Source organism: Rhodospirillales bacterium (assembly GCA_023898785.1).
Classification (GTDB): domain Bacteria; phylum Pseudomonadota; class Alphaproteobacteria; order Micavibrionales; family Micavibrionaceae; genus TMED27.
In genome coordinates, this window is sequence record CP060239.1 from 1,569,061 (window position 1) to 1,588,553 (window position 19,493).

A 19,493-nucleotide genomic window follows, 5' to 3' on the forward strand; every position below is an offset into this window, starting at 1 on the left:
ATGACCCAAAATCTATCTGAAGAAACACTGTTGCCAATTCTTAAAAAGATGCAAGATTCTGAAGTTTTGGTGATTGGCGATGTTATGCTTGATCGCTTTGTTTACGGCTATGTTGAACGCATTTCTCCCGAAAGTCCTGTGCCGATTTTGACCATCAAGCATGAAGATCAAATGCTGGGCGGGGCCGGGAATGCCTTGGCCAATTTAGCCGGATTAAAAACGAAGGCTCAGTTTATCTCTGTGATTGGAGATGATGATGAAGGCGTTGCGCTTAAAAACCAAATTGAAAAACTTGGTTTTTCCAGCGATGGTTTGCTGATTGAAAAAACCCGTCCAACAACTGTGAAAACCCGTTTTCTCGCCGGACATCAGCAACTCTTGCGTACAGATTTTGAGCTCAGCGCTCCGATCAGCGATGAAACCGCCGCTCTGCTGGTTGAAACGGCAAGAACGGCCCTTAAAACGGCCCGCGCCATTATCCTTTCAGATTACGGCAAAGGCCTGCTGCGCCCAGATGTGATTAGAGCCATAATAGAAGCGGCGAAGGCGCGTGGCGTTCCTGTCCTTGTCGACCCTAAAGGACAGGATTTTTCTATATACCGCGGTGCCAGCGCGCTCACCCCCAATAAAAAAGAACTTAGCGAGGCAACCAAAGGTGCGCCTGTAAGCACCGATGATGAAGTGCTAAACGCCGCTCAAAGTTTAATTGATGAATGCAGTATAAAGGCCGTGGTTGCAACCCGCTCCGGCGATGGTATGAGCGTCATTGCTAAAGGCGAAGCGCCTGTACATTTACGCACAATCGACATCGAGGTGTTCGATGTTTCCGGCGCTGGCGATACTGTAATTGCCACGATTGCTGCTGGTTTGGCGGCAGGCGGAACGCTGGTTCAAGCCGCCGCGCTTGCCAATGTTGCGGGCTCTGTTGTTGTCACCAAAGTCGGAACCGCACCAATTCGTAGCGAAGAACTCGCCGCCGCACTCGCCAGCGACCACGGAGATGTTATGGCTCGTACGAGTGCAGGGGCACAAAAACAGGATCGCGCACGTAAAGGAGATGTGCTGGAACATAGCGATCATGGATGGGAAGAAGCCACCGAACATGTTCGCCGTTGGAAAGCACGCGGTCTCAAAGTCGGTTTCACTAATGGCTGTTTCGATATTCTTCATTATGGGCACGTATCGTATCTCAATAATGCGCGCGATCATTGTGACCGCTTGATTGTCGGCCTCAATAAGGATTCATCGGTGTGTGCTTTAAAAGGCCCGCAGCGCCCCGTCCATGATGAAGAATCCCGCGCCGGTGTGCTTGCGGCGCTCGGCTCTGTCGATATGGTGGTGCTGTTTGGCGCGGATACAGACGGCGATGATAATACCGCTATCAAGCTGTTAGAGGCTCTTAAACCTGACATCTATTTCAAAGGTGGAGATTACACGGAAGATCAGATCCCTGAAAGCCCGACTGTACGAGGCTATGGCGGCGAAGTGAACGTTATGCCGATCTATGAAGGCCACTCTACCACCGGCTCTATCGCCAAAATCAATAATGAGGCAGCTTAGGCTCAGGACCTATAAACAGGATTCCATAGCGAGTTGATTTATGCCCAACAAAGGTTAATAATCAATTTTATATTATGTATATTATTCCCACTCAATTGTTCCGGGGGGTTTGGAGGTGATGTCGTAGGTGACACGGTTGATGCCGGCAACTTCGTTGATGATACGCGTAGACACGCGGGATAAAAATTCATGCTCGAACGGGTAGTAATCGGCGGTCATGCCATCGGTAGAGGTCACCGCGCGTAGGGCGCAGACATAATCATATGTACGACCATCACCCATAACACCTACGCTGCGCACAGGCAGCAACACCGCAAAAGCCTGCCAGATTTCATCATACAGCCCGGCCTTTTTGATTTCGTCGAGGTAGACGGTGTCGGCCTTGCGCAGGATTTCGAGTTTGCCACGGGTGATTTCTCCGGGCATGCGGATGGCCAGCCCCGGTCCCGGGAAGGGGTGGCGGCGGATGAAATCTTCCGGCATGCCGAGCGCACGGCCAAGATTGCGCACTTCGTCCTTGAACAGTTCACGCATCGGTTCGACCAGTTTGAGGTTCATGCGCTCTGGCAGGCCGCCGACATTGTGATGGGATTTAATAGTTACGGATGGGCCGCCGGTGAAGCTGACGCTTTCAATGACATCAGGATAGAGGGTTCCCTGCGCCAAAAACGCCGCATCGCCAACCTCTTTTGCACATTTATCAAACACGTCGATAAACAGACCGCCAATGATTTTGCGTTTGGTTTCAGGATCGCTTACGCCATCAAGTTTGCCGAGGAAGAGATCTTCAGCTTCCTCGTGGATGAGAGGGATATTGTAATGCTCGCGGAACAGCGCGACGACCTGTTCGCTCTCACCCGCGCGCATCAGGCCGGTATCGACATAGATGCAGGTGAGCTGGTCGCCGATTGCTTCGTGTAGTAAAATCGCGGTGACGGAGCTATCCACGCCGCCGGACAAACCGCAGATGACTTTTTTATCGCCGACCTGTTCGCGGATTTTAGCGATCGATTCCTCGCGGAAATTTTGCATGGTCCAGTCCCCGGCGCACCCCGCAACGTTGTGGGTAAAATTTTTGAACAAATCGCGGCCATGAGGCGTGTGCACGACTTCGGGGTGAAATTGGACGCCGTAGAATTTTTTGTCTTTATTGGCGATAACGGCGAAAGGTGCACCTTCGGATTTGGCCACAATATGGAAACCTTCAGGGAGATCAGCCACGTGGTCGCCGTGGGACATCCAGACCTGTTCACGCGCGCCAGCATCCCAAACGCCCTGCGTAAGATCGGAATGGTCGGTCACCTCGACATGGGCGCGGCCAAATTCACCAGCGCCTTCGCCGGGGGCAACGCGACCTCCCAATTGTTTGACCATGGTTTGCTGGCCATAGCAAATCCCAAACACGGGAACACCAAGGGTAAAGATAATCTCTGGCGCGGCGGGGGCCTCTTCGTCAAGGACGCTGCACGGGCCGCCGGACAGGATGATACCTTTAGGGTTGAACGATTTAATGCGATCATCATCAGCGTGATTAAAAGGCCATATTTCACAATAGACGCCGGACTCGCGGACACGCCTGGCAATAAGCTGGGTAACTTGCGAGCCAAAATCGAGGATCAAGATGTGGTCGTGGGTTTTATTGGTTTCGCTTGCGTTTTTGGGGACCGTGACGTTTTCCGCAGACATGTCTTTCCTCTCGGTAAAATTTATGAAATTGTATTAAGCTAAATTTCAACAAACGTAAAGGTCTGTAGAGCTTATGAGCGCGCCAACAATATCTTTCGAATTTTTTCCGCCTAAAACCGAGAAAGCCAGTGAAGCGCTCTGGGAAGCAGTGGCTGATCTGGCCGCGCTGGGGCCGAAATTCATGACAGTGACCTATGGCGCGGGTGGGTCTACACGTGATGGCACGGTGGATACGATTGCGAAGATGAAAGAGGATACGGGCCTTCCCATCGGTTCGCACCTGACCTTTATCAATACGCCAAAGGATCAACTGCATGAATTTACGAGCGCGCTGTGGGCAGCGGGTATTCGTCATATCGTGGCGTTGCGCGGGGATATGCCGGATGATTTACAATGGCCGCTGGATGAGGACGGTGAGTATTTCCAGTATACGAGTGATTTTGTGGAAGGCCTGAAAGGCTGGCATGATTTTGAGATTTCGGTCGGGTGTTATCCGGAAAAGCACCCGGATGCGCTGGATATGAGCGCCGATATTGCGGCGCTGAAATTAAAGTGCGAAGCGGGCGCGGACCGAGCCATTACCCAGTTTTTCTTTGATAATGATGTGTATTATAATTTTCGCGATGAATGCGCGGCGGCAGGCATTGAAACCCCGATTGTGCCAGGGTTGTTGCCGATCCATGATTTCAAGTCCATGTGCAACTTCGCCAAGAAGTGTCAGGCGAGTGTGCCAGCAGGCCTTCATGAAAAATTTGCAGGGTTGGAAGACAAGCCGGAAGAGGCGCAAAAAGTGGCGGCGGATTTGTTGATTCTGCAAGCACAGAATTTAGCGCAAAACGGTGTGGAACACCTCCATTTTTATACGCTGAATAAATCGATGATTACACAAGAGGTTGTTCAATGCCTCAACAATTAAGGCAGGGTAAAAAACCGAAGCTGACTATATTGATCTCTATCTTACTAACGACAGCTTGTTCTCAACCTAAGACCGAGATAGAGGTTGGCGCTAAGGGAGAAATTGAAATTACAGAAGAGGAAAAACCCTTTACGATAATTAATCTCAATAATTCATCCCGAGAAGACTGCCCTGTAAGCAATCAAGTCGTTAATATTGCTCTGACCAAAGTCCATTTTGTGCAAGAAACACAGGAGAGGATTGAGCAAATGAATAAATTGAAAGAGTATTTGTCACAATGTTCTCTGTCTGTAAACAAGATTACCGTTCATACAAGTTTCCCCTCAGATTTTTTCTATTCTTCCATTGATGAAGCAATTTCAGAATTAAAAGAGTAATTGCAATGCGGCCTGTGTCCCGTTAATCTCACACGGATTTTTATTTTACCAAGGAGTTTAAAAATGGTTCTGGCAACAAATTTAGGATTTCCCCGTATCGGTCCGATGCGCGAGTTGAAAAAAGCTGTAGAAGCGTATTGGAAAGGAAAAAGCTCTCAGGACGAATTGCTGGCCATTGGGAAAACCCTGCGCGCGCAAAACTGGAAGTTACAACAGGACGCAGGCCTTGATCACATCCCATCGAATGATTTTGCTTTTTACGATCAGGTTTTAAGTATGACAGCATCGCTGGGCTTAATCCCTTCGCGCTATCAACACAGCGGCGGCAATGTTGACCTGGATACATATTTTGCAATGGCGCGCGGCGCGCAAACCGGCAGTCTTGATGTTACGGCCATGGAAATGTCGAAATGGTATGATACGAATTACCATTATATCGTGCCGGAATTCGAAAAAGGCATGAGTCCGAAACTCTCCTCAACCAAAATTTTTGATGAATATGAAGAAGCCAAGGCTTTAGGCATTGAAACCCGTCCGGTCTTGATTGGCCCTGCGACTTATACATTCTTAGGTAAGCCGCAATATGACGGGTTCAAGCATGAGGACTTCGTGCAGACTTTGATACCGGTTTATAACGAAATTCTAGCCGGGCTGGCCGAGCGTGGTTGTCAATGGGTGCAAATCGACGAGCCTGTGTTCAGCCTTGATATGTGTCCGATTGGTCAGGGCACGATTAAAACCGCCTATGCGAACCTGAAAAAACCGGAAGGGCTGAAAGTTCTGGTTGCGACCTATTTTGAGTCCTTGAAAGACAATGCCGAACTGGCCTTTGGTTTGCCGGTTGATGGGATTCATATCGATCTGTGCCGTGGCTCTGGCCGGGCCAACACCACGGCCAATGATGCCGGTAAGGATATTGAACAGGCTCTTAACTTGATCGGTGATGAAAAGATCCTGTCTTTGGGCGTTGTAGATGGCCGCAACGTTTGGAAAAACAGTCTGGCCAATTCTTTAAGCAAGATTGAAAAAGCCGTCTCTAAAATCGGTTCGGAACGTGTGTTCGTAGCACCGAGTTGCTCCTTGCTGCACACGCCAGTAGACCTAGATTCTGAAACCGAAATGGATGATGAGTTAAAAGGTTGGATGGCTTATGCGACGCAAAAGCTTGACGAAATTGTCACAATCGCCAAAGGCGCTAATGAAGGACGTGAGAATGTTGCGGCCGAACTGGCGGCGAGTAACGGCGCACAAGAGTCTCGTAAGACTTCAACGCGCGTTCATGATAAAGCTGTTGAGGAGCGAATTTCCAATATTACCGAGGATATGAAGGAACGCAAATCTCCGTTTGCCAAGCGTCAGGATGTGCAGCATAAGGCTTTGGATCTGCCGCTTTATCCGACAACAACGATCGGCTCTTTCCCGCAGACACCGGAAATTCGTAAAGCCCGTTCAGATTTCAAAAAAGGTGTTATTGATGAGGCCGCATATAAAAAGGCGATGCAGGATGAGATTAAAATGGTCGTCGATTTCCAGCATGAGTGCAATATTGATGTGCTGGTACACGGTGAGCCGGAACGTAACGACATGGTGGAATATTTCGGCGAACAGCTTAAAGGTTTTGCGTTTTCGAAATATGGTTGGGTGCAGTCCTATGGTTCGCGTTGCGTGAAGCCGCCGATCATTTTTGGTGATGTTTCAAGGCCTGTCGCCATGACTGTCGAATGGTCGAAATTTGCGCAGAGCTGCACGGATAAGATCATGAAGGGCATGTTGACCGGGCCGATTACGATTTTGCAATGGTCGTTCGTTCGTGATGATCAACCCCGTAATGATACAGCGCGTCAGATTGCGCTGGCGATCCGTGACGAGGTTGAGGATCTGGAAAAAGCCGGGATCAAGATGATCCAGATTGACGAAGCCGCGTTTCGTGAAGGTTTGCCTTTGCGCCGGGATGATTGGAAGGAATATCTCGACAACGCAGTTGAAAATTTCCGCCTGACATCATGTTGTGTTGAAGATGAAACGCAAATCCATACGCATATGTGTTATTCCGAGTTCAATGATGTGATTGATTCTATCGGTGCGATGGATGCGGATGTAATTTCGATTGAGTGCTCTCGTTCACAGATGGAACTTCTGGAGGCGTTTATCGAATACAAATATCCAAACGAGATTGGTCCGGGCGTGTATGATATTCATTCCCCGCGTGTGCCGAGCGTTTCCGAAATGGTTAACCTGCTGGAAAAAGCCAAGCTTAATCTTGATGAGCGCCAAATCTGGGTAAATCCGGATTGCGGTCTAAAAACCCGTGCTTGGCCGGAAACTAAGGAAGCGCTGAAGAACATGGTGGCCGCAGCCAAAAAAATGCGCGAAAAATCGAAAGGCGCGAAAGCTGCGTAAACACCACAAACCACTGGGGACACTTACCGGCAAGTGTCCCTCTACAATTTCCAGAGGCGTTTTTTTTATACGCGACGGTGTAAGATCGCAGTGAAAAACCCGTCTGTGCCGTGGCGGTGGGGGGTTAAGCGCATGAAGGGGCTGCCCAAATTTTCTGGAACAGGAACAATTTCAAAGTCTTCATGACTTTTTAGAAATTTTTCAATTTGCACCTCATTTTCGTCGGGAAGCAGTGAGCACGTTGCATAAACCAGTCGCCCACCTTGTTTAACAAGGGGAGCGACTTTGCCCAGGATTTCGGCTTGAATTTCAGTGAGTTCTTCCAGGCTTGGGCCAAAAACGCGCCAGCGCATATCCGGGTTGCGCCGCCATGTGCCCGTGCCGGTGCAAGGCACGTCCGTTAACACGACATCAAATTTGCCTTTTTGCCGTTTGAGCCATTTGCGGTTTTTTTCATCTTCGATGCAGCGGATCTCGATAATGTCGGCGATTTGCGCTTTTTTATAACGATCACGTCCTTTTTTAAGACGTCGTTCGTCGTTATCCATAGCAACAATACGTCCCTTGCGCTGCATCGCAGCGCCCAGCGCAAGAGTCTTGCCGCCTGCACCCGCGCAATAATCAAGCACCTGCATTCCCGGTTTAACATCGCACATAGTGGCGATGGCTTGTGAGCCTTCGTCCTGAATTTCAATCCACCCTTTGCCAAAGGCTTTGGTTTTGGCAAGATAGGCCTTGCTCTCGCAGCGCAACCCCCATGGAGAAAGCGCGGTTTCTTTTGTTTTAACCCCGTCAGCTTCGAGGTAATTGATGACTTTTTCACGTGGCGCCAAATAGGTGTTTACACGCAGATCCAGCGTCGCGGGCTGGAGCATCGCAGACATTTCACTTTCAAACGAATCGCCGAAATAGGCTTTGAGCTTATCTTCATAAAGTGGTGGACACTCGACTTTGATTTCAACCGGCATGTCGTAATGATCAATCCCGCCGCCGATATATTTGCCCTCTTTTATTAATTTCACATAATTTGTTTCTTGGGGGGACAATTCGTCAGGAGCATACTTGGATGCGTCGAAGAGATCTTTAAGGCGTTTTTCATCGACGCCCTCGGCCGTCATCAACCAGAGCAAAACCCGGTTACGCGGCGTATCTTCGGCGGAGAATTTCTCCAGCCACCAGCCAAGGCGGGCATGGCAGCGGGCTATGTTATAGATGCGTTCGGCAATTTCGCTGCGGTCTTTCGAACCAATATAACGGCGTACACGCATATAATCGCCAATTACAGAATCCATCGGAACGCGGGTGTTGGCAGCGATTTTTTCAAGCACATCAATGGTAGCCTGGATTCTGGATGCGGGTTTCATGGTCGCTTTATACACGCGAAGATATTGGATTCACAGCAGTTTTTTTCTAATTTTGCACCGGGTTTGTAACCTGTGATAAAAGGAAATCGAACAGATGTCCGAACACAACAAACAAATTCTATTGCAAGCAATTTTGTGATCGAGGGTGCATTAGCCACAAGACAAAGATGACACAGGAGAAAAGCAATGAAATATACAAAACCACATAGACCGCCTTTGAAAATTGGTGATGCGCTGGTGTATGGCCGTCAGGACATGGACCGTTTAATGCGTGAAGTTTTGGTTACGTAAGGTATTCACATCCCTAACCCGATCCTGCATGATTAAATCGATTTAAGGCTTTTAAATTCTCTCTAAGCCCCAGCCCCTTACGCTTTAAAAGTGGAAAGGGTTTTCTAACTCTCAGTTCGGTAATTGGGCGCTTCGCGGGTGATGGTTACGTCATGGACGTGGGATTCTTTATGTCCTGCACTGGTCATGCGGACGAATTCCGCCTTTTCTTTCATTTCAGCCACGGTTGCGCAGCCTGTATAGCCCATGGACGCGCGTAAGCCCCCAACCATCTGGTGAATGACGGTGCCGACCGGACCTTTGTAAGGGACGCGGCCTTCGATCCCTTCGGGCACCAACTTATTCGATTGAGTAACGCCCGCCTGAAAATAGCGATCAGCCGAGCCTTTGACCATCGCTCCGACGCTGCCCATGCCGCGGTAGGATTTATAAGAGCGGCCTTGATAGAGGATGACTTCGCCGGGTGCCTCATCCGTTCCGGCAAAGACGCCGCCCATCATCGCGGCGTCGGCGCCGGCGGCAATCGCCTTAGCAAAATCGCCGGAATATTTGATGCCGCCGTCAGCGATAACGGGAATATTTTTCTTGGACGCTGCTTTCACCACATCCATGATCGCGGTGAGTTGCGGCACGCCAACACCCGCGACAACGCGGGTGGTGCAGATCGAACCCGGCCCGATGCCGACCTTGATGGCATTCGCACCTGCTTTGATAAGGGCCAGCGCGGCATCGCCGGTGGCCACATTTCCGGCCATGATTTGCAGATCGGGATTATCGGCCCGAATTTGCGCAACGGTATCGAGCACAGCGCGGGAATGGCCGTGAGCGGTATCAACAACAACCAGATCAAGGCCGGCGGCGGCCAGTGCGGCGGCGCGCTCCACGCCGTTGACAGGGCCCGTGCCGACAGCCGCGCCCGCGCGCAGGCGATCATGGGTGTCTTTAGTGGCATGCGGGAAGGCCGTTGATTTTTCAATGTCTTTGACTGTCACCAACCCGATACATTTTTCTGCATCATCGACAATGAGAAGTTTTTCAATACGGTGTTTGTGTAAAAGTTTTTTGGCTTCGTCTTTATCGACGGTGTTGTAGGCTTTGACAAGATTATCGGCGGTCATCAACTCACGCACGGGTTGGAACGGGTTTTCGGCAAAACGTACGTCGCGGTTGGTCAGAATACCAACCAGACGCCCAGATGTTTCGGTGACGGGAATGCCGGAGATGTTGTTTTGCTGCATCAATAGCAGCGCATCTTCAAGCGTTGCATCCGGGGAAATCGTTATGGGATCAACAACCATGCCGGATTCAAAGCGTTTAACTTTGCGCACCTCACCCACCTGCGCTTCGATTTCCATGTTGCGGTGGATGATGCCGAGACCACCATTTTGCGCCATGGCAATCGCCATTTGGTGTTCGCTGACCGTGTCCATCGCGGCAGAAAGAATGGGAATATTTAAAATAATGGTCTGGGTAAGTTGCGTGGCCGTTTTGACTTCATTGGGCTGCACTTCCGAGGCACCCGGGACGAGCAGCACGTCGTCGAACGTCAGGGCTTCACGAATTTTGGTGGGATCTTTAATTTTAACCATTTGCAAATTCCTCGCACTTATTGTGGGCGGAGATCCCCGCCTTTCGCGAAGACTTCGATTTGCAAGTGAGTTATAGCGGAAAAATCAAAGATGTAAAGATGTTTTGATCTTATCAGAAGATTGACAATCAGGATAATGATGCTGCGCTATCGTGGAAAATTGATTTTGATCCGGTAGGTTCTAACACCCCCGAAAGCCTTGAGCTATAAGATATTGCTCTGAAGATTCCTTGCGGCTGGCAGGCGGTTTCATGTGTTTGATCGTTTCGAAGTCCTTTTTCATCTCTGCCAGCAGCGTGTTTTGCGCGCCGCCCTGCCGGACTTTGGCGACGAATGTTCCGCCCGGTTTGAGCACTTCGGCAGCGAAATAAGAAGCCGCTTCGACCACGGCCATAATTTTGAGGTGATCGGTTTGTTTATGGCCAGTGGTGTTGGGGGCCATATCGGACAGGACGAGATCAGCCAAACCATCGGAGTTGTATTTTGAAATCATGTCTTTGAGCCGGTCCGGAGCATCGTCGTCCATGAAATCCATCTGGATAAAATCGACATCGGCCAGTTCATCCATTTCCAGCAGGTCGATCGCGATGACTTTTGCGCCTTTGGCAGTCGCTACCTGACACCAGCCTCCAGGAGCTGCACCAAGGTCAACAATAACCTGACCGGGTTTAAGAAAATCCAGTTTTTCGTTCATTTCCAAAAGCTTATATGCCGCGCGGCCACGATAACCATCTTTTTGTGCGCGATTGACGTAAGGGTCGTTTAATTGGCGTTTTAACCAACGTGTTGAGCCGCTTTTGCGTCCCTTAGCGCTTTTGACTCTTTCTTTGGCTTTATTTCTACTCACAACACTTAAACTTCGCTTTTTTGTTTTACAGATTTTAAAGTATGCGAACAAACCTGCGGTTTGCTGCTTTCTTAGGTATGCGAACAAACCTGCGGTTTGCTTCGCGGGCGCTTTTGACTCTTTCTTTGGCTTTATTACGGCTCATGGTTTTCCTGTTATATTAGCATCACAATCATTGAGGTAAACAAGGCAGCAAAAAATATAGAAATCGAAGCCGCCATGAAAATCGGCCCTTTGGTGCCGGGAGAATATACCGCCAACGCGATATAAATCACATAAAAAATGCTGTAAGTGATTTGGCCGCGCCTGTGAGCACCCATTTCAAACAGCCCCAAAAAGCCGTTATCATAGCCGGTCGAGACCATAAGTTCAGCCTGCAAACGCATCATCAGCATGCAGCCGATAAAAAACCCGATAGCCCAGCAACGGTGCTGTTTATGCATCGCAAGCAAACCAAGCGGCAACCAGAGCAGATCAATATATTGAAGAATAAAACTCATGACTTATTTCATTATTGCATTCATTATGGAGCCATGATGCGGGAAAAATATAGAAACATCAAAATGTATTCTTCGCTGTCATTGCGAGCGCGGCGAAGCAATCCAGCCATAATTGCTAAAATCCCTGGATTGCGTCGTCGGCTTTGCCTCCTCGCAATGACCGTCATCTTTGTCTTTATTTTTCCTGCTTTACCCAATGCACAAGCGGGCTTGCCGCCGATTATTCGTGATACGGAGATTGAGGCGATTTTCAGCGAGTGGACTACGCCTTTGCTGAAAGCTTCGGAAATAGGGCCGGATAATGTGCGGATCATTTTGGTACAAAGTGATCAGGTCAACGCGTTTGTTGCCGGCGGGGCGAATATTTTCTTTTATACCGGATTGATTAAGAAAACCGATGGGCCGGAAGAAGTCATTGGCGTTCTCGCCCACGAGATGGGCCATATTGCTGGTGGACATTTGATCACTACGCAAGATGCGCTTGAGCGTGCAAGTTATGAGAGTATTTTGGGCGCGGTTTTGGGGCTTGGCGCAGCGATTGCGACCGGTAACGGCGCAGCAGCCAGTGCAATTATTACAGGCAGCCAGAATATCGCCGGGCGGCGGTTTTTAGCCCATAGCCGGATCAATGAAGCAAGTGCGGATCAAGCGGCTTTTAGCTATATTACCCGCGCGCAGCTTAACCCTTCGGGGCTGTCGAGCTTTTTCAAAAAATTGCAGGATCAGGAGCTTTTACCGGCAACGCAACAAAGCGAATATGTTCGCACCCACCCGATTACCCGCAACCGGATTGAGGCCATGGACGCACTAATTGCCAAAAGCCCTCTCAAAGATCAAGCGCCCACCGCGCGCTGGCAGGACCAGCATGCGCGGATGAAGGCCAAGCTCATTGGTTTTATAAATCCTGAGCAAACAGCCTGGGCCTATCCAAAAGAGGATACATCAATCCCGGCACGCTATGCCAGAACCATTGCGGCCTATCGACGGAATGATATTCCCACAGCCTTGCGCGGCATTGACGAACTTTTGCACGATGAACCGCACAATGCGTATTTTTATGAGTTAAAAGGGCAAATGCTGGTGGATTTTAGCCGCGTTGAAGAAGCCCTGCCCGCTTACCGCAAGGCGGTTGAGCTGATGCCTGAGGGACCTTTGCTGCGCATTGCACTGGCCCATGCCTTGCTGCAGGATGAAGATAATCGGGCGCAGGTTGAAGAGGCCATCCGTCACCTTGAGCGTGCTTTGATCAAAGAGAAACGTTCAACGCGCGTACACCGCCTGTTGGCTACAGCGTATGGGCGCTCAGGGCGCGAAAGTCTGGCGAAATTGCATCTGGCTGAGGAAGCAGTGTTACAACAACGCTTGCCCTATGCCAAAGCGCAGGCCGAAAGTGCATTAAAAGACTTTCGTGCCGGTAGCTCTGAATGGATTAAAACCAAAGATGTACTCAATCATATCGCGCTTTTAGAACAACAAATGAATTGATTTAAAAATTGTAACATTTAGGTCATTCCAAACGAATTTCCTTTTAATATCCATGTGGTAAGGTACAATGCCCTTTGCTGGTTTAATCAACTTTTGGGAGAGATTTTTTATGAGATTCACATTTCACAAGACCGCGCTGGCTTTTAGCGCGCTGACGATATTAGCAAGCGGTGCGGCTGGTGCTGAAGAGGCGGCTTTTAGCGATGCGCAAAAAGACGCGATGGGCGCGATCATCAAAGATTATTTGATGGAAAACCCGAATGTGATTTTCGAAGCGATTGAAGCCGGACGCGCAAAGCAAGAAGAAGAAGCGCAGAAAAATGCCGAGGTTAAAATTGAGGAAAATATCGCGTATTTGACTCGCGCCGAAGCTCCTTCTATCGGCAATCCAGACGCAGATGTGACGGTGATTGAATTCTTTGATTATAATTGCGGATACTGCAAACGCGCTTTGCCGGATATTCAAGCGGCCATTAAAGATGACGCGAATTTGCGCGTTGTATTTAAGGATATGCCAATTCTCGGGCCCACATCTAAAACAGCGGCGCTTTGGGCACTGGCCGCGCATAAACAGGGTAAGTACTTTGATTACCATGTTGCGTTGATGGAGCATAAGGGTCCAAAAGAAGAAGCCGAGCTTGAAAAGCTGGCCAGAAATTTGGGACTGGATGTTGAGCAGATGAAAAAGGATATTGATAGCGAAGAGCTTCAAAAAGAACTCGACAAAGTTACAGAAGTTGGCCGTGAAATCGGTGTAAGTGGTACGCCTGCTTTTATCGTCGGTAAAACCTTTATTCCCGGATATGTCGGTGAGGATGGCTTGAAATCAGCGATTAACGCCGAGCGCGAGAAAAATAAATAATAATCCGGGTTGGTAGATCTTCATGATTTTTAGAATCTTTATCGGGATCATTGCTTTGCTATGCGCCTATATGGCGTATAGCACGGTTTCGTTTGTCATGCTCAAATCTGCGGTACAAAAGGGATATGAAGGTAATGTTATTACATCGCCGCAAGCGGATATGAGCGTGGTTGAGTTTTTTGATTATACCTGCCCGTCTTGTCGGGAGTTTCAACCTGCCCTTATGCGAGCAGTTGAGCGTGACGGCGCTGTGCGCCTTGTATTACGCCCTATCCCTTCTGATATGACAGACAAAGGAAAAACCGTGGCACGTTTGGCTTTGTCTGCAGGTAAGCAAGGCAAATTTTTAGAAGCGCATAAGCATCTTATTGAGAATTACCGCGTTGTTGACGATGCCTATATCGAGAATTTCGCCGCCGCGTTAAACTTGGATCTTGCGCAGCTGAAAGAAGGCATGAAAGACCCGGAAATCGATGATGAAATTGATAATAATCTTGTAAGTCTTGAAAAATTGGGGGCCCGTGGTGTTCCTACACTCCTGTTGAATGGCGACGTCTTGTACACGCCCAACGAAGAAGGTGTGACCAGCGATACCATTCTGGGCTTGTTTAATCAGGCAAGAGGATTATAACTTTTGTAAATAATTTTACAAAAGTAAGGACACATCATGAAAACTTTATTACTGACTTTTGGTTGTGTTTTATTAGGCCTATCTGCAAACACTGTGCAAGCTGATGACTTGGTCTTGGGCGTCAGTGCACAAAATGCTTATGCTTACGCCACCAGCCCTGTGCAACAAAATGGCGCTGTCTTTGTTGAGTTTTCTAATATTACTGAGGATGATCTCAAAATCACCAGCGCGAAGGCTGATGTTTCTGAACGTGTGGAGCTGCATACGCACCTCATGGATGGTGATATGATGATGATGCGCGAAGTTGATGGTTATGACGTTCCTGCGGGCGCAAGTGTTAGGCTGGAGCCGATGGGGCACCACATCATGCTGATGGGGTTGAAAGCGCCTTTAATTGTGGGTGGGAGCTTCCCTGTTACCGTGATGGATGAACATGGTGCAGGCCTGACCTTCACTGTAGAGGTTAAAGCGCCCGGCGAGACTATGGACAAGCCAAAGGCTCATAGTGAGCATAATGAAGAGGCTGTTGAGAGCGTCACGGACGCTGCTCAAATGCCGGAGACTGCACCTTGAAAAAAATCCTGATCCTGAACGGTCCCAATCTGAATATGTTAGGCCTGCGTGAGCCTGATATTTATGGTGATCAAACGCTGGATGACATCAAGAGTCTGTGCCTCGAAAAGGCCCAGGGGCTGGATATGGAGATTGATTTTCGTCAGTCTAACCATGAAGGTGTTCTTGTTGAGTGGATTCAAGATGCACATCCTCGTAAAAAAGGCGATTTTGACGCTCTGGTAATCAATGCGGCCGCTTATACCCATACATCGATTGCCATACATGACGCGCTCAAGATTTTGGATATTCCTATCATTGAGGTACATTTATCCAATCCTAAAAACCGCGAAGAATTTCGTCATAACTCTTATATAGAGCCACTTGCAGACGAAGTAATCGCCGGAGAAGGAGCAAAGGGATATTTACTAGCCCTTGAAAAGCTCAAAGAACTCTTGTAAGCAGGAATTTATTGAAAAACAACAATATGTAAGCCCATGAAAATTGATTCTAAAGCGATTAAACAACTGGCTGATTTGCTGGAAGAAACAGGCCTGAACGAAATTGAAGTGGCTGATGGTGATAAAGCCATTCGTGTGAGCAAGGGCGGCGGTACAGTTGTTGCCGCTGCAAGCGCTCCGGCTGTATCTATGCCTTCTGACCCTGCTGTTCCTCAGCAAGCGAATACCAGTGCTCCTGATACGACAGCACACACTCATCCGGGAGCTGTAACTTCGCCAATGGTTGGAACGGCCTATCTGCAGGGCGAGCCCGGCGCACCCTCCTTTGTTCAAAAGGGAGACAATGTGAAAGCCGGCGATACCTTGCTGATTATAGAGGCCATGAAAGTTATGAACCCTATTAAGGCTGAAAAAGGCGGAATCGTAACACAAATCTTGATTGAAAACGGTCAGCCAGTTGAGTTTGGCGATGTTCTTATGGTTGTTGAGTAAGCTTTTTTCATGTTTAAAAAAATCCTCATAGCCAATCGCGGTGAAATCGCCCTTCGGATCATCCGGGCCTGTAAAGAAATGGGCATTAAAACTGTGGCTGTGCATTCCACTGCCGATGCCAGTTCGATGGCAGTGCGGCTAGCTGATGAATCAGTGTGTATCGGACCTGCGCAGAGTAAAGACAGCTATTTGAATATCCCAGCAATCCTGAGCGCCGCTGCATTGACGGGCGCGGATGCGGTTCATCCGGGGTATGGGTTCCTTTCTGAAAACGCGCAATTTGCACGAATGGTTGAAGAACACGGCTTTGCCTTTATCGGGCCAACGCCCGAACATATTGAGCAAATGGGCGACAAGGTTACGGCCAAACAAACGGTCGCAGCGCTTGGACTTCCGGTTGTTCCGGGCTCTGATGGCGGGGTAGATACGCCGGAAGAAGGCCTGAAAATTGCCAAGAATATGGGCTTTCCGGTGATTATCAAGGCGGCTTCCGGTGGCGGTGGAAAAGGGATGCAGGTCGTATCCGATCCGGATGATTTTGAAGAACGCTTTGTTCGAGCTCGTAGCGAAGCTAAAGCCAATTTCGGTGATGATACGGTTTATATCGAAAAATTCCTTGGTAATCCGCGCCATATTGAAATTCAGGTTTTTGGAGATACGCATGGTAACGCCATTCATCTGGGTGAGCGAGACTGTTCAATCCAGCGCCGCCACCAAAAGCTGATTGAAGAGGCACCATCGCCGATCTTATCGGGAGATCTGCGTGATGAAATTGGCTGTCTGGCAGCTGATACTATCAGAGCGATGGGTTATCGGGGTGCCGGAACAATTGAGTTTTTGTATGAAGACGGCAAATTTTATTTCATGGAAATGAATACACGAATTCAGGTTGAACACCCGGTGACTGAGATGATCACAGGAATTGACTTGATAGCCGAGCAGATTCGGGTTGCCGCCGGGGAGCCTTTGACGGTGAAAAAAGAGCGTTTGCGCCTGCGTGGCCACGCGATGGAGATTCGCATTAATGCGGAAGATCCTGATAATTTTACCCCCTGCCCTGGTACGATCACTCAGTTTCATGCTGCTGGAGGCCTTGGTGTACGCTTTGATAGCGCTATCTATAATGGCTATACGATCCCGCCTTATTATGATTCGATGATTGGCAAGCTGATTGTTCATGGGCGGAATCGCGAGGAATGCATCCGGCGCATGAAACGAGCAATCCATGAAACCATTGTTAGCGGGATTAAAACGACCCTGCCGCTGCATGACTGGATTTTACGGCAAGATGCTTTTCTGAGCGGCGATTATACGATTCACTGGTTGGAAGAGCAGCTTAAAGATCGCTAAAGATCGGCTGCCAGGTCTGCGGGATTAACATCTTCTAGCTTTAAACGCCCAGCACAAAGTTTCTCCGATACTGCTTGTACCTTCATTACATCCATGTTTTGCGTGTTAAAAATATGAGGAAGCCCCTTCTCCTTGCCGCTCATTGGTGTGACTTCCAGGCGATCCGGATTGACGTTCGACGCATCACTGTTATCAACAAAGGTAAACAGGAACTGTTTTTCGCTTTCCGGTGGACATTGACGGCTTACAGGCGTCCCATCATCCACACAGCCACTGATTAATGCTGAACCCCCGGCTATAGCTACTAAAGTGAAAACTCTTATATTTGACATATTCATCCTCATAATTACGTTTATTTTCTATATCACCCTCTTTGTGCAGTCAAGATATTTTGTAAAAGCTGTGCTTTTGCTATAATGGCGCTATGCAGCTTGTGATGACGCCGGAATTGTTGATTGAAGCTTATAGGCAGGGATTATTCCCGATGGCTTATAGCGGAGAGAGTGCGTATGTGCATTGGATTTGCCCAGAAGAGCGCGGGCAATTGCCGATTGAGGATCTGCATGTTTCAAAATCTCTCAAAAAAACTGTTCTTAATAACATAAAACGAAACGGTCCGTATAAAATATTAATCGATACAGCGTTTGAGCGTGTTATGCGCGAATGTGCAGCGGCACAGGAAGATCGTCCTGAAACCTGGATCAATGAGCCTATCATAGAAGTCTATTGCGCATTGCATAAGCGCGGGATGGCCCATAGCGTTGAAGTTTGGGAAGATGAGAAGCTTGTTGGCGGGGTTTACGGCGTTTCCCTTGGCGGCGCCTTTTTTGGAGAAAGTATGTTTTCCCGCAAGTCCAATACCAGCAAAATTGCACTGGTTCATTTATGTGCGCGGCTTTGGAAGGCGGGCTATCTGATATTTGATACGCAGTTTGTAAATGATCATTTGTTACAATTTGGCGCCTATGAGGTTTCACACTGCGATTATATTGAGAATTTGAACGCGGCGGTGAAAAAACAAACCGATTTTACGCTTTCGGATACGCCGGGCTTGGATGAGGCAACGCTGGTGAACGAATATTTTGAAATGCGCAAAAAGCATCTGCCCGGCGAAAATTAATTACTGTGCGATTACCGGCTGATCGGGCGCAGCCTCTTCAGATACTACACCTTCACCTTCACGAATTTCATCGAAAGCCTCAGGTTCTTCTATCATTGGTTGCTCACGTTCATTTTCCAGCTTGAGACAATCAAGTACCCAGACATCATAGATAGGATGATCCATAGCCGAGAGCCCCGGTGAGGACGCAAACATCCAGCCACTAAAAATCCATTCTGGCTCTGTTTCCTCCCCTTCAGCAGCAGGTGGAGCATCCCAGACCTGCAGGAAAGCGGCGGCCTCCGGTTTTTCCAGCTCTGGCGCTTTACGGCAGGCCTGGACCTTAATATAGACTGAACCGAATTTAATCGTGCGCCCGACATTGGCTTCAAACACCTCTGTGCGGGCGGTGATTTTATCAAGTGATCGAAGTTTAACAATTGGATAATCAATGCTGGGCTTTGCATCGGCCCTCGATGATATGAGCAGCGCCGCTACACACAGTGACACTGCTCCGGTCAGGAATAACAGCGCTGCTTTATTGTGAAGGTGCGGCATTTTCACCTTGCTGGTTGAAAATAAACTGGCCTAGCAGTTGCTCCAGATTTTGTGGAGCCTGCGTATATTCAATGACGCCGCCGGGGCCGAGATATTCTTCATCAGCGCCAGGTTCCAGCGCTAGATAACGCCCACCGAGAAGACTTTCACTGCTGATCAAAGCTGCGGTATCGAGCGGAAGTTTAACTTCATTTCCAACTTTGATGTGAACACGCGCCAGATAGGTTTTTTCATCAAGTTCTACAGCGGTGATTGTGCCGACTTTTACCCCGCTGATTTGTACGTCATCGCCAGCGGCAAGCCCGCCGATGCCAGCAAAATTGGCAATCACTTCATAACCGTCGCTGCCCGCGCCGATATTGGAGAGTTTATAGCTGAACATCAGAAAACTCACGGCGACAATCACAACCAATGCGCCAAGGGCGGTCTCAACTACGGAGCGTTTCATGCATCTATCCTTTTCTTTTCAACTCG

At 48.9% G+C, this 19,493-nt stretch carries 20 protein-coding genes; 12 read left to right on the plus strand and 8 right to left on the minus strand.

From position 1 onward, the window contains the following. Entirely contained in the window at positions 1-1,560 is a 1,560-nt protein-coding gene (gene rfaE1 / locus H6859_07935) for a D-glycero-beta-D-manno-heptose-7-phosphate kinase (protein ID USO05077.1), read from the plus strand. An 81-nt stretch (positions 1,561-1,641) separates the two neighbouring features. Here rfaE1 and guaA read toward each other — a convergent pair whose 3' ends face one another. After that, positions 1,642-3,246, minus strand: a complete 1,605-nt coding sequence (gene guaA / locus H6859_07940) for a glutamine-hydrolyzing GMP synthase (GenBank protein ID USO05078.1) — start codon at positions 3,244-3,246, stop codon at positions 1,642-1,644. Between the two features lie 73 nt (positions 3,247-3,319). On the opposite strand from guaA, the gene metF reads away from it, so the two are divergent. The 3 genes from metF (at position 3,320) to metE (ending at position 6,939) form a co-directional block, all read left to right on the plus strand. Beyond that, entirely contained in the window at positions 3,320-4,162 is an 843-nt protein-coding gene (gene metF, locus H6859_07945) for a methylenetetrahydrofolate reductase [NAD(P)H] (GenBank protein ID USO05079.1), read from the plus strand. Then, entirely contained in the window at positions 4,147-4,539 is a 393-nt protein-coding gene (locus H6859_07950; protein ID USO05080.1) for a hypothetical protein, read from the plus strand. The genes metF and H6859_07950 overlap by 16 nt, the downstream gene beginning before the upstream one ends. Positions 4,540-4,602: 63 nt before the next feature. After that, positions 4,603-6,939 carry a 5-methyltetrahydropteroyltriglutamate--homocysteine S-methyltransferase gene (gene metE, locus H6859_07955; GenBank protein USO05081.1) on the plus strand — a complete coding sequence of 779 codons (2,337 nt, stop codon included), beginning with the start codon at positions 4,603-4,605 and terminating at the stop codon, positions 6,937-6,939. A 65-nt stretch (positions 6,940-7,004) separates the two neighbouring features. On the opposite strand, the gene H6859_07960 is transcribed toward metE, so the two are convergent. From H6859_07960 to H6859_07975, 4 genes are all read right to left on the minus strand, one after another. Further along, the gene (locus H6859_07960; GenBank protein USO05082.1) at positions 7,005-8,303 is read right to left on the minus strand and encodes an RsmB/NOP family class I SAM-dependent RNA methyltransferase; all 1,299 of its coding nucleotides are present in this window, start codon (positions 8,301-8,303) and stop codon (positions 7,005-7,007) included. Positions 8,304-8,698: 395 nt separating this feature from the next. Continuing rightward, a complete protein-coding gene (gene guaB / locus H6859_07965; GenBank protein USO05083.1) occupies positions 8,699-10,183 on the minus strand; it encodes an IMP dehydrogenase in 1,485 nt (494 codons plus the stop codon). A gap of 180 nt (positions 10,184-10,363) precedes the next feature. Continuing rightward, positions 10,364-11,029 (minus strand): RlmE family RNA methyltransferase, encoded by a 666-nt coding sequence (locus H6859_07970; protein USO05084.1) that lies wholly within the window; start codon positions 11,027-11,029, stop codon positions 10,364-10,366. 155 nt (positions 11,030-11,184) lie between these two features. Continuing rightward, the gene (locus H6859_07975) at positions 11,185-11,529 is read right to left on the minus strand and encodes a hypothetical protein (protein ID USO05085.1); all 345 of its coding nucleotides are present in this window, start codon (positions 11,527-11,529) and stop codon (positions 11,185-11,187) included. 33 nt (positions 11,530-11,562) lie between these two features. On the opposite strand from H6859_07975, the gene H6859_07980 reads away from it, so the two are divergent. The 7 genes from H6859_07980 to accC all read left to right on the plus strand — a co-directional run bounded on the left by H6859_07980 (position 11,563) and on the right by accC (position 17,362). Continuing rightward, positions 11,563-13,014 (plus strand): M48 family metalloprotease, encoded by a 1,452-nt coding sequence (locus H6859_07980; GenBank protein ID USO05086.1) that lies wholly within the window; start codon positions 11,563-11,565, stop codon positions 13,012-13,014. 109 nt (positions 13,015-13,123) lie between these two features. Beyond that, on the plus strand, positions 13,124-13,876 hold the full coding sequence (locus H6859_07985; GenBank protein ID USO05087.1) for a DsbA family protein: 753 nt from the start codon (positions 13,124-13,126) through the stop codon (positions 13,874-13,876). A 22-nt stretch (positions 13,877-13,898) separates the two neighbouring features. Further along, complete coding sequence (locus H6859_07990) at positions 13,899-14,507, plus strand: thioredoxin domain-containing protein (protein USO05088.1); 609 nt, start codon at positions 13,899-13,901, stop codon at positions 14,505-14,507. A gap of 36 nt (positions 14,508-14,543) precedes the next feature. Next, positions 14,544-15,080 (plus strand): copper chaperone PCu(A)C, encoded by a 537-nt coding sequence (locus H6859_07995; GenBank protein USO05089.1) that lies wholly within the window; start codon positions 14,544-14,546, stop codon positions 15,078-15,080. Beyond that, the gene (gene aroQ, locus H6859_08000) at positions 15,077-15,520 is read left to right on the plus strand and encodes a type II 3-dehydroquinate dehydratase (protein ID USO05090.1); all 444 of its coding nucleotides are present in this window, start codon (positions 15,077-15,079) and stop codon (positions 15,518-15,520) included. The genes H6859_07995 and aroQ overlap by 4 nt, the downstream gene beginning before the upstream one ends. Before the next feature lie 36 nt (positions 15,521-15,556). Further along, positions 15,557-16,012: an acetyl-CoA carboxylase biotin carboxyl carrier protein gene (accB, locus tag H6859_08005; GenBank protein ID USO05091.1), complete on the plus strand. Its 456-nt coding sequence runs from the start codon at positions 15,557-15,559 to the stop codon at positions 16,010-16,012. A gap of 9 nt (positions 16,013-16,021) precedes the next feature. Continuing rightward, positions 16,022-17,362, plus strand: a complete 1,341-nt coding sequence (gene accC, locus H6859_08010) for an acetyl-CoA carboxylase biotin carboxylase subunit (GenBank protein USO05092.1) — start codon at positions 16,022-16,024, stop codon at positions 17,360-17,362. On the opposite strand, the gene H6859_08015 is transcribed toward accC, so the two are convergent. After that, a complete protein-coding gene (locus H6859_08015) occupies positions 17,359-17,694 on the minus strand; it encodes a hypothetical protein (protein USO05093.1) in 336 nt (111 codons plus the stop codon). The genes accC and H6859_08015 overlap by 4 nt on opposite strands. Before the next feature lie 92 nt (positions 17,695-17,786). Between H6859_08015 and H6859_08020 the strand changes: the two genes are divergently transcribed. After that, complete coding sequence (locus tag H6859_08020) at positions 17,787-18,482, plus strand: leucyl/phenylalanyl-tRNA--protein transferase (protein USO05094.1); 696 nt, start codon at positions 17,787-17,789, stop codon at positions 18,480-18,482. Here the strand turns inward: H6859_08020 and H6859_08025 are convergent, their stop codons facing one another. Both H6859_08025 and mlaD read right to left on the minus strand, forming a co-directional pair. Further along, positions 18,483-19,019 carry a DUF2155 domain-containing protein gene (locus tag H6859_08025; protein USO05095.1) on the minus strand — a complete coding sequence of 179 codons (537 nt, stop codon included), beginning with the start codon at positions 19,017-19,019 and terminating at the stop codon, positions 18,483-18,485. Further along, entirely contained in the window at positions 19,000-19,467 is a 468-nt protein-coding gene (mlaD, locus tag H6859_08030) for an outer membrane lipid asymmetry maintenance protein MlaD (GenBank protein USO05096.1), read from the minus strand. Before mlaD ends, H6859_08025 begins: the two co-directional genes overlap by 20 nt. Positions 19,468-19,493: the final 26 nt, after the last annotated feature.